Source organism: Candidatus Arsenophonus nilaparvatae, from assembly GCF_045346035.1.
Taxonomy (GTDB): Bacteria; Pseudomonadota; Gammaproteobacteria; order Enterobacterales; family Enterobacteriaceae; genus Arsenophonus; species Arsenophonus nilaparvatae.
The window spans coordinates 607,051-623,308 of the sequence record NZ_CP158507.1; the positions used below are offsets into that span (position 1 = coordinate 607,051).

Sequence of the window (16,258 nt, forward strand, 5' to 3'; positions counted from 1 at the left end):
GATAAAATATTACATGGTGACCAACTCTCGAAACTATCGTGAAAAAGTCTCCCAAATGATAAGCTGGGGACACTGGTTTACGTTATTCAATATAGTACTCAGTTTAGTATTAAGTAGCCGATATCTGTTTGTTTTTGATTGGCCGGGTACGTTATTCGGCCGTATTTATGCTATTGTTAGCTGGCTTGGGCATTTTAGCTTTGTTATTTTTGCCTGTTATCTTTTAATCATCTTTCCTATTACTTTCATTATTGGTTCACAGCGACTGCTAAGATTTCTATACACCATCGTTACCACCACCATACTGACTTTTCTCATTTTTGATATTGCGTTTTTTTCGCGCTATAACCTCCATTTAACACCACTACTATGGGAGTTATTAATAAATCCTAAAAACGGCGAAATGGCGAGAGAATGGCAGTTAATGTTTATTTGTGTGCCTATCATTTTTTTAATTGAGATGTTATTTGCTACCTGGAGTTGGCAAAAATTACGCAGCCTAAACCGTCAACGATTCACTAAACCCTTGGCAGGTATCTTCATCACAGCATTTGTTGCTTCCCATTTAATGTATATTTGGGCTGATGCAAATTTTTATCGCCCAATAACTATGCAGCGAGCTAACTATCCCCTATCTCACCCAATGACAGCGAGAAAATTTCTTGAACGCTATGGTTATCTCGATCAAGTGGAATATCAACGCAAGATACAACAAGAAGGCAACCCTTCAGCACTGTCTATTGAATATCCACTCAAACCACTTAGCTATCAAAAACAAGCACCAAAGTATAATTTATTACTACTGGTCGTTAATAATCTTAACTATCAAGATACCACTGAAGGTATGCCAGCATTGAATACTGTTAAATCAATCAGTACGCAATTTAATCAACACCTCAGTACAGGTATCCAAAACCAACGGGCGCTATTTAGCCTATTCTACGGTTTATCGCCTAGTTATTTAGATAGTATACTTAATAGCAGAAAACCTTCCGCCCTAATTGAAGCATTAAAATATCAAAACTATCAATTTGGTCTGTTTTCATCGAATGGTTTTAGCTCACCATTATTTCGTCATGCAATTCTGGCAGATTATTCGTTACCCGAAAATACTGCCGGTAATGATTATCAAACTACCAATGAATGGGTAAAATGGTTAGATAGCATAGAAAACCAGACTCGGTGGTTTTCTTTTCTTAATCTTAATGGTTTTGATAATCATAAATCGCAAAGTGACAATAAGTTACAATTAGATCATGAGATTAAACGCATAATTGATGCGCTAAAACAAAAAAATATGTTAAACAATACCGTTGTCGTCATTACGGCAAACCATAGTAGCAATCCAGAAACTCATGAAACAACAAAATGGTTCACTAACGGTCAATTTAATCTTAAACAAATGAAGGTGCCTTTATGGGTGTATTGGCCAAATACCCCACCACAGCAAATTAATAAGCTAACCAGTCATCAAGATATTATGACCACCTTAATGCAGCGTTTACTTTATGTTGATAATTCACCAGAAGACTATTCTCAAGGAGAAGATCTTTTTACCCCTAAACGTAACCAACCCTGGGTTTTATTAGGTGATGAACAAGTACTAATTATTAACTTTACTAATAAAACGCTTTACCTTAATCAAAATGGTGAGGTTTATATCTTTGATGATAAAGGCAATAAAATAACAGATGAAAAACCTGATTTAACTCAACTGCTAAGAGCTTTTGCCGAATCTACCCGTTTTAATACTAATTAATGCTTAAAAATCAAGCGGTCGTAGTACTTGCTATTGATTTTAACCAAAAAAACGGTAGTATAGCGAGCCTATATCGGCATGTAGCGCAGCCTGGTAGCGCACCGTCATGGGGTGTCGGGGGTCGGAGGTTCAAATCCTCTCATGCCGACCAAGATTTACTAAGAAAACCAATCAGTTATGATTGGTTTTTTTGTGCCTGAAATTCACCGATGGTAAAATTGGAGTAAGATGATCGATAATTATTGGTGGTTTTCTGCTCTTTCATTGGTCTATCGCATCAAAGACTTCATATAAATCAATTTTCAAAATTTATAATTAAATAAAATAGCGTTTAAATTAATACTGCTTAATTTGAAAGTAAAATGAAAAAGATAACATTTTTCCTTATGGTGGCTTCTTTGTTTTCTTATTCAGCTAATCAAAAACTGATATAAGGGGAATTACCAAAGCTGATGGGACCACTAGTTATGTCCAAGTTACCTATTTTTCTTCAGTGTTCAATTAAATTGTTGGTCCCTATTGTTAATTAGTAGTATCTGGCTTTCATTTATGGTAAACAATTTAGACACTGAACCAGAATAGTGGAAAGAACCGCTATCAATACAGCAAAGAAGAAAAGATTACATGCTATTACAACGACTGAACCGAAAATTACTATAAAGAATTCTGTCTATAATCTCTTCTCGCTTCATCGCTATTAATCCTTGCTTTTATTATCACTCTCTGAATTTTTTGATGTGGATAATTCATTTTGTTCTGTTGGCCTAACAACCATTGCAGGCATATACTTTTGCTCTGAAACACTTTCTGTCACAACTTTTTTATCAGTCATTGATAAATCTTTTTTATTTGGCGGTGGTAACTAAAAAACCACTTCACCTGATGTGGTTAAAAGCAGGCATAATAACCGTGTGGAGTAATGCACAAAAATAAAGATGCTGTTTGTTAGTTAATTTTCTATGTCGTAGCACCCAGCGGTTATCTATTGTCACACTTGCCAAGGGCGTGATGATAATGCTGTTAGTTAACCGCTTTTTTATCTATAAAAAATAATTAAATAAAGTATCTTCGCCAACAAAATTTTAGTTGTCTTAGGACACAGTTTTAGTGGAACTATTGCACAACGGCTAGCAGAAATAGAATCATCTCGTATAAAGCGTTTGATCTTCCATAATGCATTTGTTTTACGTGATGGAGAATCACTTTATGATATGTACCCACCTATTTTTCACGAAATATGGGAAAAAATAACCATTGATAATAAAATAATGCTCCCTTTTGAGATTTTTAGAGAGTTATTTATTGGTGATGTTGAATTAGAAAAAGCAAAGGAAGTTTATGATAATTTTTGGTCCCCATGTTGTGCTGCAAGTCATTATGATAAAGTACCGCTAAAAACATTTGAATCACTATCAATTCCTCGTAGCATAATATATGCGTCAAGAGATAATGCTCTTCCTGTTGGTGAGTATGGCTGGCACCCTAAATTTAGCAATCGTCTGAATATTTATCGTTTTACTGAATTACCAGGAAGCCATGAAGTATTATTCAGTAATCCTCAAAGACTTACTGTGAATGTATAATACACGCTAGTAGACCTTAATTTCTTTTTATTTTAATAAAATTATTTTAAACAAGCATGGTATATAACCTGTACAGAGGATTTATTCGGAGGTTGAAATCCTCTCATGCCGACCAATTTTTACTTAGAAAACCAATTAGTTATGATTGGTTTTTTGTGCCTGAAATTTACGTGGGGTAAAATTAGGATAAAATTGACAAAAAATTCACTTGCTAGTGAATGACCAATAATTTTGATTCAGACAATCCTGCTGAGTCGTTAATAACCAGCTGATTAGTCGTTTTAATTTATGGTCTATTTTATTTCATTGCCATAAATGAATTACCACTATGCAGGACAGAAAGTTAAAAAAAAAAGCCAGCTAAGCTGGCCAAAACACACAGGAAAAAATAATGATGTAAGACAAATATCTAAAATATAAAGTCAGTCAATTGCTGCGAGAAACGAAACATAACACAAATTTGCTTAAATATTGATCTGAAAACTAATTAGTATGATATCCATCACAGCTTAATACTCTAAATTACAAAAATGTAATTGATCTGATCTAATGACAAACAATAAATAACAAATGAAAAATGGTATGGAAAATAATTTTCTGCCCTTTTCAGTAATTTGCTGGACCAGACCACTTACCTAATCGGCATAAGCAATTTATTCATTTAACCATTTAGCCAACCAAGCCCTCATTTCATGATTAAACAACGCTAAAGCAATAAATTAACTACTAAAACATCGTCGCCCTACTAATAGCTAAATGAAAAATTATGACTGAAAAAGCTTTATAATAACGCCCTGCCAAATCTGATAGTTTTAACAACCTATTTTAATAAGCAAAACAATCCAACGTATTTTACTCAATTGCTGCTAGCTGTATCCTACTATGCAATCAGCAATAAAATTATATATGTTGTTTGCAGTATTTTATTTAATACACCAAATGATTATTAATGCGGTAGAAGTAATAAGTTGCTATAAATTTAACCGTCATGACTGGACGGTATACAAATTAACGGCAAAAAGTATATAATACTGTTTGATGCTTAAACCATCAAACAAGTAATCAATTAACTGATAAACAGTCTGTGTTCATAGGTGGTTATTATGTCAACATTACGGAATTGGATTACCAGATACTTTCCGAGTGATCATCAAAAAATGAGCAAAAGACAAAATGATAAAATTTCCGCATTTGTACGTGTTGACAAAAGCGGTGCCGCTTATATCCCCTCTAATGAAATTGCCGCATTACCCGAAGTAAAAGAAATGCAAAAGATGGCTAGCTTGATTGTAAAACAGAAAAAAACCAGTACAAGGAAATAGCTTGTTAGCATTACTACTTATTCCCATTTTAGTTAGCGGCTATATTATGATAGTCCTAAATCCCTATCACTACTTTAGATTACATAGGCACGATGGACAGCTTTTATACTTAAAAGTAGCTACTTATGGTACTTTTTGCCTTTTTTGCACTACGGTAATTGGTGTATTAATTAAATTCTTGTTGCCAAACTTTCATCTGATAGATTTGATTGCAAAAAATTTTACCCTTACTGGTGATAAAAAAAATGATCATATCTATGCATTGTTAACATTATTATCAGTCACATCAATTTTATTTTCATGGATATACGTTTTTTTTGTTTGGGTAAAAAACTATATACTTGGCTATTTTTACAGTAAAAAACATTTAGCGACTTACAATAATATATGCCAAGCTAAAAATGCGAGAGTACTGAGAAAAACATTATCGAATGGTACTATTGACTGCATGTTACTTGATGCCCTTGAGTCAACACCTAAGCGTCCAGTATTAATAAACCTCTCTTCAAAAAAGGTTTATATTGGCATTATCAGCGGATTATCCGATCCAAACGAAAAAGAAGAACCAAATAAATATATCTCTTTCTTCCCCGTTATGTCCGGTTATCGAGACAAGGATACGATGTTATTAGAATTTACAAATGTATATCCTAGCAAGATAAAAGATTTAAATATTGTTGTTTCTACTGACGAAATATCTCATATCTCTTGGTTTGATTTTAAACTCTATAATAGTGTCAATAATTCAGCAGCAAAAGAAGAAAAAAGAAACACCAAAATTAATTAAAAATATTAGGCTTGATGGTATCTATTTTGTCGGGTAAGCAGACTATTAAATTAATTATAAAATGAGTAGCAAAAATATAAAAAATCGTATGGATAGCTTACCTTAAGAGTAAAAATCAGTATCATAAGTTGTAATATTATAAAAAATTAGCATAGGAAATACTATAAACCAGCAGAATTAAAATAATAAATTAATTTTTTAAAAATTTTTTTAAAATTAATTTAAATAACCTAAAATATATTTTACATCTATTTTGACATTAACAAAAATAAGAGTTTTTTAATTTTATTTTTAATATAATTTAAACCAACCAAATTAGAAATATACAATTGTTTAATTATATTAATCTTTTGCCTTTATCGATAAAAATCCACATTCAATTTCTAAATTAAGCTACCGCTTCTAATACTATACTGTAATATTACCATGAATTTATTTAATAATATTTACGCTGGCAATATCAACTACATTAAATATAAAACTTGATTAATCTCACTCTGTAACATATTTAAATTACAAGCAAATAATCAACCTAAACTATCTTATAGATAAGAGCAATAAAATAATCTAAAATTAATAGATATGCATAATTTATTGTTGATAGAGATATTTTGTTTATTGTTAGGTTAAAAAAAAAGGAAAAAAATAAAAAATTGCGTGAAGATGTTATCCATTATTTGTCTCTCTCTTATTCAATCATATTCTTTTGCTAATGAGAGCACTAACGATAAAGTCGCGGATGAATATATATATAACCAAAATGGCCCGGTTACGGTATGTCATTATAATGACAAAATTGAAGAAAAATTATGCTTTGATGAAAATGGTGTTGTCGATTATGGAGATATATATCAAAGCTACGCACTAAAACAAACCGTGAAATAACCACAATTAATCATAACAATATTACTTTTGAACATACCGCTATTGTGACAAGGTTAAAAATAAGAATTGTTTAATATGCTTCCTAAAATCAAATTAAAATATTAAAAAATTTCATTTACATGATTTTAAGAGATTGAGCAGCTATTTTAGACAGCAAATACTATTTTTACTAATGTGGATTAAATTGAAATCAAACCAAACGTTTCACAGGTATGTCTGTTTACTCAATAGAACAGCGGAATAAATAGGAACTTATCTATAGAAGCACCCCAGAAATATCCCACTTACCTAAAAGGCACTGTGGGATAACTGAGTAGCTTTTGACTTAATTGGTGCCGGCTACCGGAGTCGAACTGGTGACCTACTGATTACAAGTCAGTTGCTCTACCAACTGAGCTAAGCCGGCGAATTTGGCGGAAGGATAGAGATTCGAACTCTAGGATGGTTTCCCATCGGCGGTTTTCAAGACCGCTGCCTTCGACCGCTCGGCCATCCTTCCATGGCGCGGAATTATGGCGAAATGTGATGACCTTGTCTAGACCTTAATATAAAAAAATACTATTTTTTTCATCGTTTGCTCAAAGTTTGATCATTAAAATTATACTATCCGAAATTACCTGTTAAAATAATAAGACAGAATTGTTTAAATAGTAATCAACATACTAATTTTTTTCTTCATGTTTAATAAAAAGGCGCCTCTTCTACCAATGGATTATAAACAACCAACCTTACAACTTTCATCGCTAACCCGCTTTTTTATAATGTTTATCAGCTCGCTTGTATTATTGTTATTTCTATTTGCCTACAATTACTTTCATAATTGGATCAATAATAGTCAAAATTCGCTCAGTAACATCACTAAACAACTTGAATATGAAATTGAAGATTACCGTTATTACGCAAGTCAACTCTATTACATTGCAAACGATGGCGGGGATGAAACTAAGAGTGATACCCCCTTACCCATAAAATTGCGCCCTGATATTTTTTGGATCAATAACTACGAGCGTCATGTCGATGCCATTATTTTTGGCAGGCAAAATAATACTAATATTAATCTGGCCTATAAACTATCTAACTATATGGGCATAATCTGGGGAGCTAAAAATGAATACAGCTCGATGTACTATCTCAATGGTCCTGATAATACACTTTTGCTGGTAACTACCCATTCGATATTAAAACCAGAGATTCGCTATAAAGAGAGTTATTTAACTTTAACCGCAGAAGAAAAACGCTCTGAGATGTTGACATTATCATCGGCTATAGACAAACGAGAAAGCTTGTCAAATATTCAACGTACGCGCCCTGATAATTCATACTATTATACTTACCGCACAATGTTCAACTCACCAGGCCAATTGACTACCATTATAACTTTTGAATTACCAATAAATTTATTACTCTCAAAAAATATTAATCCTGAATACTTATCAATTACCTTTTCAAATGACATAATACACAACAATGGAAACCTAGTTGATATTGAATTTAATGGTCTCTCACTACAATTTACCCAACCCATTCCTGGAACAACTTACCGGCTAGTATATCAATTACCAATTAAAGATATCTTGTGGGATCTTTTATATAATAATTTGTGGGCCATAATCGCCATTTGTTTTTTTACAACCATCTCTATTGTTGGCAGCTTGTATATCAGGACACGCTTTGTTGCCCCTAACCAAAATATGTTTCACGAGATACAAATTACAAACACAATTAGCAACTATATTATTTCAAATATTCCTATTGGTTTTCTACTTTATAATTTCACAACCAATCGCAAAATTATGAGTAATGGAATAGCTGAATTACTTTTACCCCATATGGACTTGATACGTATTCGTGACATGGCAATCCAGCATCATGGGGCTATTCAAATTTCAATTGAAGATACTATTTATGAAATAAAATTACTTAATAATCAATTATTAGATAATACTTATATGTTTTTTATTCATGATCAAGATAAAGAAGCACTAACAAACAAGAAATTACTAATGGCTAAACATGAGCATGAAAAAAATATTCAAGTCCGACGCTCGATGTTGTCTAACATGTGTAAAGAGATCCATACTCCCATTATAGAAATTAATAGTCTTATTAACCAAATCAAACAAACCTCTGATGAGCACAACATAAAATATTTAATTAATGAATCATTAATTAGAACACATTATATTGTTAACTGGATAGATAATATTGCTTTACTTAATACCATTGAATCTGGTGAATGGAAATTAGAGCAACCAAATGAATTTAAACCTGTCTCAATCGCTGAAATGATGAATAAAATACTAAAAGAAAAAACATCACTGCTTATCAACAAAGGACTTTCACTTTACTATCATAATAATTTAAATCATGAACAACATATCACCACAAATAATAACGCTTTATTTAAAATAATTTCACTTCTATTAAGTTATTCAATCAATACAACTAATTTTGGCAAAATTACTGTCATATTAAACTATGCAACTAAACGACTATCTCTCGAGATCATTGATAGCGGTATAGGACTTAATGCTATGGATCTGGCAAATATCCACATGCCTTTTGCTAGTTCAACAAATAATGACGGAACCCTATCCAATTCAGGAATGACATTTTATCTATGTCATCAGCTATGTTACCGTATGAAAGGTGAATTTTTCATAAAAAGTAAAGTTGGAATCGGTTCTCATTATACAGTGACATTGCCCTTAGAATTAGAAAATGAACAAAGTTCCAAGTCATTACCACTTCTTGATGGTATTAATATACTTCATGATATTAGAAATCCTGAAATTCATAAAATTATCCAGCAGCATTTAATGACTTATGGAGCTAATTATTCTGATATGGCTAAAAATAATTGTCATTCATCCTATGATTTATTTATAACTGATCATAAAACAGAATATAATAAACCGACAATTTACCTTGTTGATAATATTATTAATTATAGAGTAGTAAAACAAAATTTGATAAAATGTAATTTCAATTTTAATGATGAACTTATTAATGCAATTTCTATCTTAATCGAAGATAATTTGATTACGGAGCAAGAATCAACCGATAAATCAATATTTACTATCATCAATCATAACAATAATTCAAACCTTATAATCCTTGAGGATTATAAAAAAGAGCTTTCTGATAGTGACTATCGTAATTTATTCCTTACTACAGTACCTATAGATATTAATAAGCTGTATACTAACCAAGAAAAAGGTAACTTAAAAAAACTAAAAGATATAGCACATAGACTAAAAGGTGTTTTTGCTATGCTGAACTTTGAGCTTCTTAAAAAAGCATGTGAGCAATTAGAACAGCACATAGCAGATAATAATGAATTTGAGATTTTAAATAGCATTAGAGATATTGATATCTTTATCAAAAAACTAATGCCAGAGGGCAACCAATAAAATGAATAACCTTAATGTCATTATCGCTGATGATCATCCTATTGTACTATTTGGTATACGAAAATCTCTTGAGCAAATCGAGGGAATTAATTTGGTTGGTCAATTTGAAGATTCCACATCTCTTATCAATAATATAGCCAAACTTAAAGCAGATATTCTAATTACTGATCTTTCGATGCCCGGTGATAAATACGGTGATGGAATTACATTAATTAAATACATTAAGCGCCACTACCCTAACCTATCAATAATAGTCCTTACCATGAATAATAATCCCGCAATACTCAGTGCTGTGTTAGATTTAGATATCGAAGGCATCGTATTGAAACAAGGCGCTCCTGCTGACTTACCAAAGGCATTATCAGCTTTACAAAAAGGAAAAAAATTCACTCCTGAAAATGTATCAAAATTATTGGAGAAAGTTAATGCGAATGGTTATGGCGATAAACGTTTATCGCCAAAAGAAAGTGAAGTGTTGCGCCTATTTGCGGAAGGTTTTTTAGTCACCGAAATTGCAAAAAAACTTAATCGAAGTATTAAAACAATTAGTAGCCAAAAAAAGTCGGCTATGTTAAAACTCGGTGTTGAAAATGATATAGCATTATTAAATTATCTTTCTTCAGTCACAATTGAGAAAGAAATTAACTAGTAATATGATACAAATAAAAAACTGATTGATCCTAATCTTATGGGCAATGAATAAGGTTAATCGGTTTTCCATCCTGTTTTTATAAATTAATAATCATTTGAATATTAAAATAGTATTTAATCATTATTTTCTTGTGTTGCTAATATACTAACATCGCAACACTTCAATAGCGATTGCTTTAATTTTTTTAATGTAACCGGTTTGGATAGACAGTCATCCATTCCTACACTTAAGCAACGCTGCTTTTCTTCTGCCATGGCATTAGCCGTTAAAGCAACAATCGGTATCGCATAACCTTCTTCTCTAATTAACTTTGTCAAACCATAGCCATCGAGATTAGGCATATTTACATCTGTCAAAACGATATCTATATTATTTTGTCGAACATAATCCAAAGCGATTAGCCCATCTTCAGCAAGTACTATATTAAAGCCTATTAATTTCAGCTGATCAGCCAGTAAACTCCGATTAATTGGATGATCATCAACAATCAATACCGTTAGAAAACATAATTTTTTATCTGGTAGCGACATTATTGAAGATGGATTAACAACCTCTTGCTCACCATTTTCCATCACTAACTGATCAATAAAACCATCTAATTTATCAAGTTGGTAAGTATTATGAAACCAATCATTTTTCGCATTTTCCTGGGGTTCACCGATAAAAGTTGAAAATAGCCTAAGTGTAAATTTGCTTTCAGCCACCAAACCTTCATAATCAGTAATAATCAAATCATATATTTTATCTTTATGGTGTTCATTGCAAACTGTCGTTATCTTAAAGCCATTGTAGTCTAAATAAGTTTGTAGATAATCTCGCAGGTGATGATTAAAAAAATACAGACCGATACGAAAATTTTGCCGATATTCTGGGTGGCGACAAACCACATATTCACTATCAAACAAAGGTAGCCTAACAGTAAAACTACTACCTATACCAACCTGGCTGTTAACTTCAATATCGCCATCCATTAAGTTAATTAATTTTTCACAAATAGGTAACCCCAAACCAGTGCCCTGGGAAAAACTCTCATTATTAACTTTAATCTGAAAGAAAGGATCAAAAAGTTGCATTAATATATTATCAGGCATACCAATCCCCGTATCCCTAATTTCAATATAAATATAAAAATCTCTTATGAAAATATTTAACAGAATAAAACCAGTTTTTGTAAATTTAATCGCATTACTGAGAATATTAGAAACAATTTGCTGTACTCGAACCGAATCGGCATTAATAATATCGGGCACATTAGGATCAATATAGTAATAAATCGAAAGACCCTTTTTACCTATCAGCGGAATATAATTAGAAATAATAAATGAGAAAACTTCACGACAATTAAACGGTGCTGGATCAATATTAAGTTGCTTAGATTCAATTTTTGAAAAATCTAAAATATCATTAATTATTTTTAATAATAATGATGAAGAGTGATCCATTGTCGTCAAAAGGCGATCAGCTTGAATGGGCAATTCATAAGATTGCAATAACTCTAAATTACCAATGATGCCATAAAGTGGTGTTCGTAATTCATGGCTAACGGTTGCTAAAAACATAGATTTGGCTTGGTTAGCCTGCTCTGATGCCTGCGCCATATTATGTAAAGATTTTTCCATCTGAACACGGGCACTAATATCAACCAAAACACAAATGGCCACTTCCTTATTTTGATAACGAGAAATAACATAACTTATTTGTAAATGGGTATGACTGGTAGTAACAACATCAATATAACTACTAGATTTATCTTGAATAATTGATAAGATGCGGGTTTTATCATCATGGCTTAATAATCGAAAATAATCATGGGCCAATTCATTACTCAATATATTAACACCATCAACAAGACGTAAAATAATGATACCAACCGGCGCCGACGCCACTATTTTATGATTAAATTGCTCATGTTCTTCTAAACGAATGGCATTATCTTCTGCTGGTAATAACATCTTCCTTTCTAATAGCCAGATCAAAAAAGTAATTAAAATAAATGAGATTATATTTAACAAAATGCCGTTTATAATTGACAGCTTAAATTCATTAAGAATATCACTAATAGGTACAGAAAAAACAACACTTAATAACGAAGGTAGTAAGCGGTTTTTATAAATTAATCGACTAAAATCATTATCATAGCCGAAATGAAAGTTTTCTAACTGATAAACATAATCATCAGATCTTAAATTACTATCATACGGAAAATGTAATACTAATCTATTATTTGCATTTAAAACGAAGGTACTAATTGGCCTTTCATAGCGTAAATTAAATTGCTCCAAGCGTATTGAACGTTCCAAACCAATTAGACCAATCAAAGTCCCTTTATCATAAATAGGCGCTAATATGTAGAAAGAGCCATTATCAGTTCCCGACGCTGGTGTGATCCAATAAATATTTTGCTCTCTGCCTTGTGCCCTCAAGCTCATATAAGCCCGCATATTTTCATGGATTATTTTTTTAAACGATTGAAGACTGGTAGTACTGTTTCGGATAGCCAAATCAATCATGCAGTTACTTTCTGGGCCAACAATAAAAACCGTTTTTAAACCTTGTGGTGGCACAATATTATTTCGCCAAAAAGAGAATAATTGATTAAATGCGACTAAGTAACTCTTTGATGTTTCATGCAATTTGCTACAATCAGCATCTGCCGTTAGGGGTAAGTAGGTGAAATTAAGTTGTTTTGGCAAGACAGGCGTATAATTAGGATCTTGCGCTAATTTTTCGATATGGCTATCTACCATATATTGGATTGATCGCAGAGTTTTATCCGTATAATGCACATATTCAACCATACTGTCATAAGTAGATGAATACTGTTGATGTATATCAGATTTAACTTCATTAAAGATATTAAATAGATAAAAAAGTGTGATTACAGCTCCCATTGCCCACAGCATAACGCCGAGAGTACGGAACAAATAACGAGAAATTTTCAATGACGTTCTAAATGAAGATAGATATCTCAAACACTGTCCTAACTATAAAAGAAGTGTATCAATGATAAAGCATATACGATAAGCGGAATAATAAAAAGTTATCACTAATAATGAATTGACATAAAGTGTAAAAACGGGCACCTACTTGTGCCCGCTCAGATAAAACTAATTTATCACTCATTAAGCGAAAGATTTTCTACGTTATTGATATCAGGCTCTACTTTTACGCTGATTGTATCTTCTGTTAACGTTTGGTTATCATCTTCCTCTTCTTCAGGATCAACAACGCGTTGTAAACCAACTACTTTTTCATCTTCAGCAGTACGAATCAAAGTGACACCCTGAGTATTTCTACCGACAATGCTAACCTCTGCAACTCGGGTACGCACCAAGGTACCAGCATCCGTGATCATCATGATTTGATCAGTTTTTTCTACCTGAATTGCTCCGACCACATTACCATTACGTTCACTAACCTTAATGGAAATAACACCTTGAGTAGCTCGAGATTTTGTTGGGTATTCACTCTGCTCGGTTCGTTTTCCATAACCATTTTCTGTAACGGTTAAAATATCACCTTCACCACGGGGTACAATCAGCGAAACGACCTTATCGCCAGCTTGTAGCTTAATACCTCGAACACCCGTTGCTGTACGTCCCATAGGACGAACCGCATTTTCCGCAAAACGAACAACTTTACCACCAGCAGAGAAAAGCATTACCTCATTTTTACCAGCAGTCAAATCAACGCCAATCAGCTCATCGCCATCATTAAGATTAACTGCAATAATGCCGGCGCTTCTGGGACGACTAAAATCTTTTAGTGATGTCTTTTTAACTGTACCACTCGCGGTTGCCATAAATACATAATGACCATCATCAAATTCACGTACCGGCAAAATTGCGGTAATACGTTCATTCTGTTCTAACGGTAATAAATTGACTATTGGTCGTCCACGTGCACCACGGCTAGCTTCGGGTAATTGGTAAACTTTCATCCAATAGAGACGGCCACGGCTAGAGAAGCATAGAATTGTGTCATGGGTATTGGCAACTAACAAACGCTCAATAAAATCTTCTTCTTTAATACGCGCAGCAGACTTACCTTTACCCCCACGTCGCTGTGCTTCGTAATCAGATAGTGGCTGATATTTAACATACCCCTGATGTGATAAGGTGACGACCACATCTTCCTGGGTAATTAAATCTTCGATATTAATATCCGCGCTATTTTCAGTAATTTCGGTGCGACGGACATCACGATACTGATCTTTAACAGCTTCCAGCTCTTCACGGATAACTTCCATTAACCGTTCTGGGCTGGTTAATATATATAGCAATGCGGCAATCAGTTTTAGCAGCTCACTATATTCATCCAATATTTTGTCATGTTCTAAGCTAGTTAATTTTTGCAAACGCAAATCAAGAATTGCCTGAGCTTGCGGTTCAGTCAAATAATATTGACCATCGCGCACACCGTATTCGGGTTCAAGCCATTCAGGGCGAGCAGCGTTATCACCTGCATTGGCTAACATGGCAGAAACATTACCTAATTGCCAAGGACGAGCAATCAAAGACAATTTCGCTTCATGAGGCGTTGATGCTTGGCGGATAAGTTCAATTATTGGATCAATATTTGCTAATGCGACGGCGAGAGCTTCCAAAATATGAGCCCGTTCACGCGCTTTACGCAATTCAAAAATAGTCCGTCGAGTGACCACTTCTCTACGATGGCGAACAAAAGCTTCAAGAATTTCTTTTAAGTTTAAAAGTCTAGGCTGGCCATCACATAAGGCAACCATATTAATGCCAAATGAGACTTGAAGTTGAGTGAGGGAATACAAATTATTCAGTACCACTTCCGCCACTGCATCTCGTTTTACTTCAATAACAATACGCATGCCATCTTTATCAGATTCATCACGTAATGCACTAATCCCCTCAACACGCTTATCTTTAACCAATTCTGCAATTTTTTCAATTAAACGAGCTTTATTAACCTGATAAGGGATCTCATTGACAATAATTGTTTCGCGACCACTTTTATCATCAACTTCAACGTTAGCTCGTGCACGGATATAGACTTTACCACGTCCCGTCCGATATGCGTCGATGATACCGCGGCGACCATTAATAATCGCAGCGGTTGGAAAATCAGGACCTGGAATATACTCCAGTAATCCTTCAATACTAATATTTTCATCATTGATATAAGCCAGACAGCCATCAATGACTTCACTAAGGTTATGAGGTGGAATATTGGTAGCCATACCAACAGCGATACCTGAAGAGCCGTTAACCAGCAAGTTTGGCACCCGAGTTGGCATAACATCAGGGATCTGCTCTGTACCATCATAGTTAGGAATAAAATCAACGGTTTCTTTATCTAAATCTGCCAACAATTCATGGGCAATTTTTGCCATGCGTACTTCGGTATAACGCATAGCTGCAGCAGAGTCGCCATCAACAGAGCCAAAATTACCTTGCCCATCAACTAGCATATAACGCATTGAAAAAGGTTGTGCCAGACGTACTATCGCATCATAAACAGCGCTATCGCCATGAGGATGGTATTTACCAATGACGTCACCGACTACACGGGCTGATTTTTTGTACGGTTTATTCCAATCATTGCCCAATACATTCATCGCATATAATACGCGACGGTGAACAGGCTTTAATCCATCTCGTACATCTGGAAGGGCGCGTCCAACAATTACAGACATCGCATAATCCAAATAAGAGCTTTTCAGCTCCTCTTCGATATTGACCGGGGTAATTTCTCTTGCTATGTCACTCATGGAGCCACTGTCCCTCATACTCCTTATTCATTAAGGAGTAAAATTATACCACAAAATCGCCATTTTATAAAAACAGGAAACGCATAATGATCAATAAAACATGTATAATGACCT

Annotated in this window: 9 protein-coding genes and 3 tRNA genes; 7 read left to right on the top strand and 5 right to left on the bottom strand. The window is 33.6% G+C overall.

Translation table 11 applies throughout. The features are described from left to right. Nucleotides 1-13: 13 nt before the first annotated feature. Entirely contained in the window at nucleotides 14-1,759 is a 1,746-nt protein-coding gene (yejM, locus tag WH390_RS03050) for an LPS biosynthesis-modulating metalloenzyme YejM (protein WP_032114648.1), read from the top strand. A gap of 74 nt (nucleotides 1,760-1,833) precedes the next feature. Continuing rightward, nucleotides 1,834-1,910: transfer RNA gene (locus WH390_RS03055), tRNA-Pro, on the top strand. Nucleotides 1,911-2,456: 546 nt separating this feature from the next. Here WH390_RS03055 and WH390_RS03060 read toward each other — a convergent pair. Further along, entirely contained in the window at nucleotides 2,457-2,591 is a 135-nt protein-coding gene (locus WH390_RS03060; RefSeq protein WP_256379489.1) for a hypothetical protein, read from the bottom strand. Between the two features lie 379 nt (nucleotides 2,592-2,970). On the opposite strand from WH390_RS03060, the gene WH390_RS03065 reads away from it, so the two are divergent. From WH390_RS03065 to WH390_RS03075, 3 genes are all read left to right on the top strand, one after another. After that, the gene (locus WH390_RS03065; RefSeq protein WP_052044798.1) at nucleotides 2,971-3,342 is read left to right on the top strand and encodes a hypothetical protein; all 372 of its coding nucleotides are present in this window, start codon (nucleotides 2,971-2,973) and stop codon (nucleotides 3,340-3,342) included. Between the two features lie 1,103 nt (nucleotides 3,343-4,445). Next, nucleotides 4,446-4,664, top strand: coding sequence for a hypothetical protein (locus WH390_RS03070; protein ID WP_032114649.1), 219 nt, complete (start codon nucleotides 4,446-4,448; stop codon nucleotides 4,662-4,664). Nucleotide 4,665: 1 nt separating this feature from the next. Then, complete coding sequence (locus tag WH390_RS03075; RefSeq protein ID WP_052044799.1) at nucleotides 4,666-5,451, top strand: hypothetical protein; 786 nt, start codon at nucleotides 4,666-4,668, stop codon at nucleotides 5,449-5,451. 1,215 nt (nucleotides 5,452-6,666) lie between these two features. On the opposite strand, the gene WH390_RS03080 is transcribed toward WH390_RS03075, so the two are convergent. Together WH390_RS03080 and WH390_RS03085 are read right to left on the bottom strand one after the other, a co-directional pair. Continuing rightward, a tRNA-Thr gene (locus tag WH390_RS03080) sits at nucleotides 6,667-6,742 on the bottom strand. 5 nt (nucleotides 6,743-6,747) lie between these two features. Next, a tRNA-Ser gene (locus WH390_RS03085) sits at nucleotides 6,748-6,835 on the bottom strand. Between the two features lie 208 nt (nucleotides 6,836-7,043). Here WH390_RS03085 and rcsD point away from each other — a divergent pair. Both rcsD and rcsB read left to right on the top strand, forming a co-directional pair. Then, on the top strand, nucleotides 7,044-9,749 hold the full coding sequence (gene rcsD, locus WH390_RS03090; RefSeq protein WP_032114651.1) for a phosphotransferase RcsD: 2,706 nt from the start codon (nucleotides 7,044-7,046) through the stop codon (nucleotides 9,747-9,749). 1 nt (nucleotide 9,750) lies between these two features. Next, on the top strand, nucleotides 9,751-10,398 hold the full coding sequence (rcsB, locus tag WH390_RS03095; RefSeq protein WP_032114652.1) for a response regulator transcription factor RcsB: 648 nt from the start codon (nucleotides 9,751-9,753) through the stop codon (nucleotides 10,396-10,398). 116 nt (nucleotides 10,399-10,514) lie between these two features. On the opposite strand, the gene rcsC is transcribed toward rcsB, so the two are convergent. Further along, nucleotides 10,515-13,373, bottom strand: a complete 2,859-nt coding sequence (rcsC, locus tag WH390_RS03100; RefSeq protein WP_072012845.1) for a two-component system sensor histidine kinase RcsC — start codon at nucleotides 13,371-13,373, stop codon at nucleotides 10,515-10,517. Nucleotides 13,374-13,516: 143 nt separating this feature from the next. Then, nucleotides 13,517-16,144, bottom strand: coding sequence for a DNA topoisomerase (ATP-hydrolyzing) subunit A (gene gyrA, locus WH390_RS03105; RefSeq protein WP_032114654.1), 2,628 nt, complete (start codon nucleotides 16,142-16,144; stop codon nucleotides 13,517-13,519). Nucleotides 16,145-16,258: the final 114 nt, after the last annotated feature.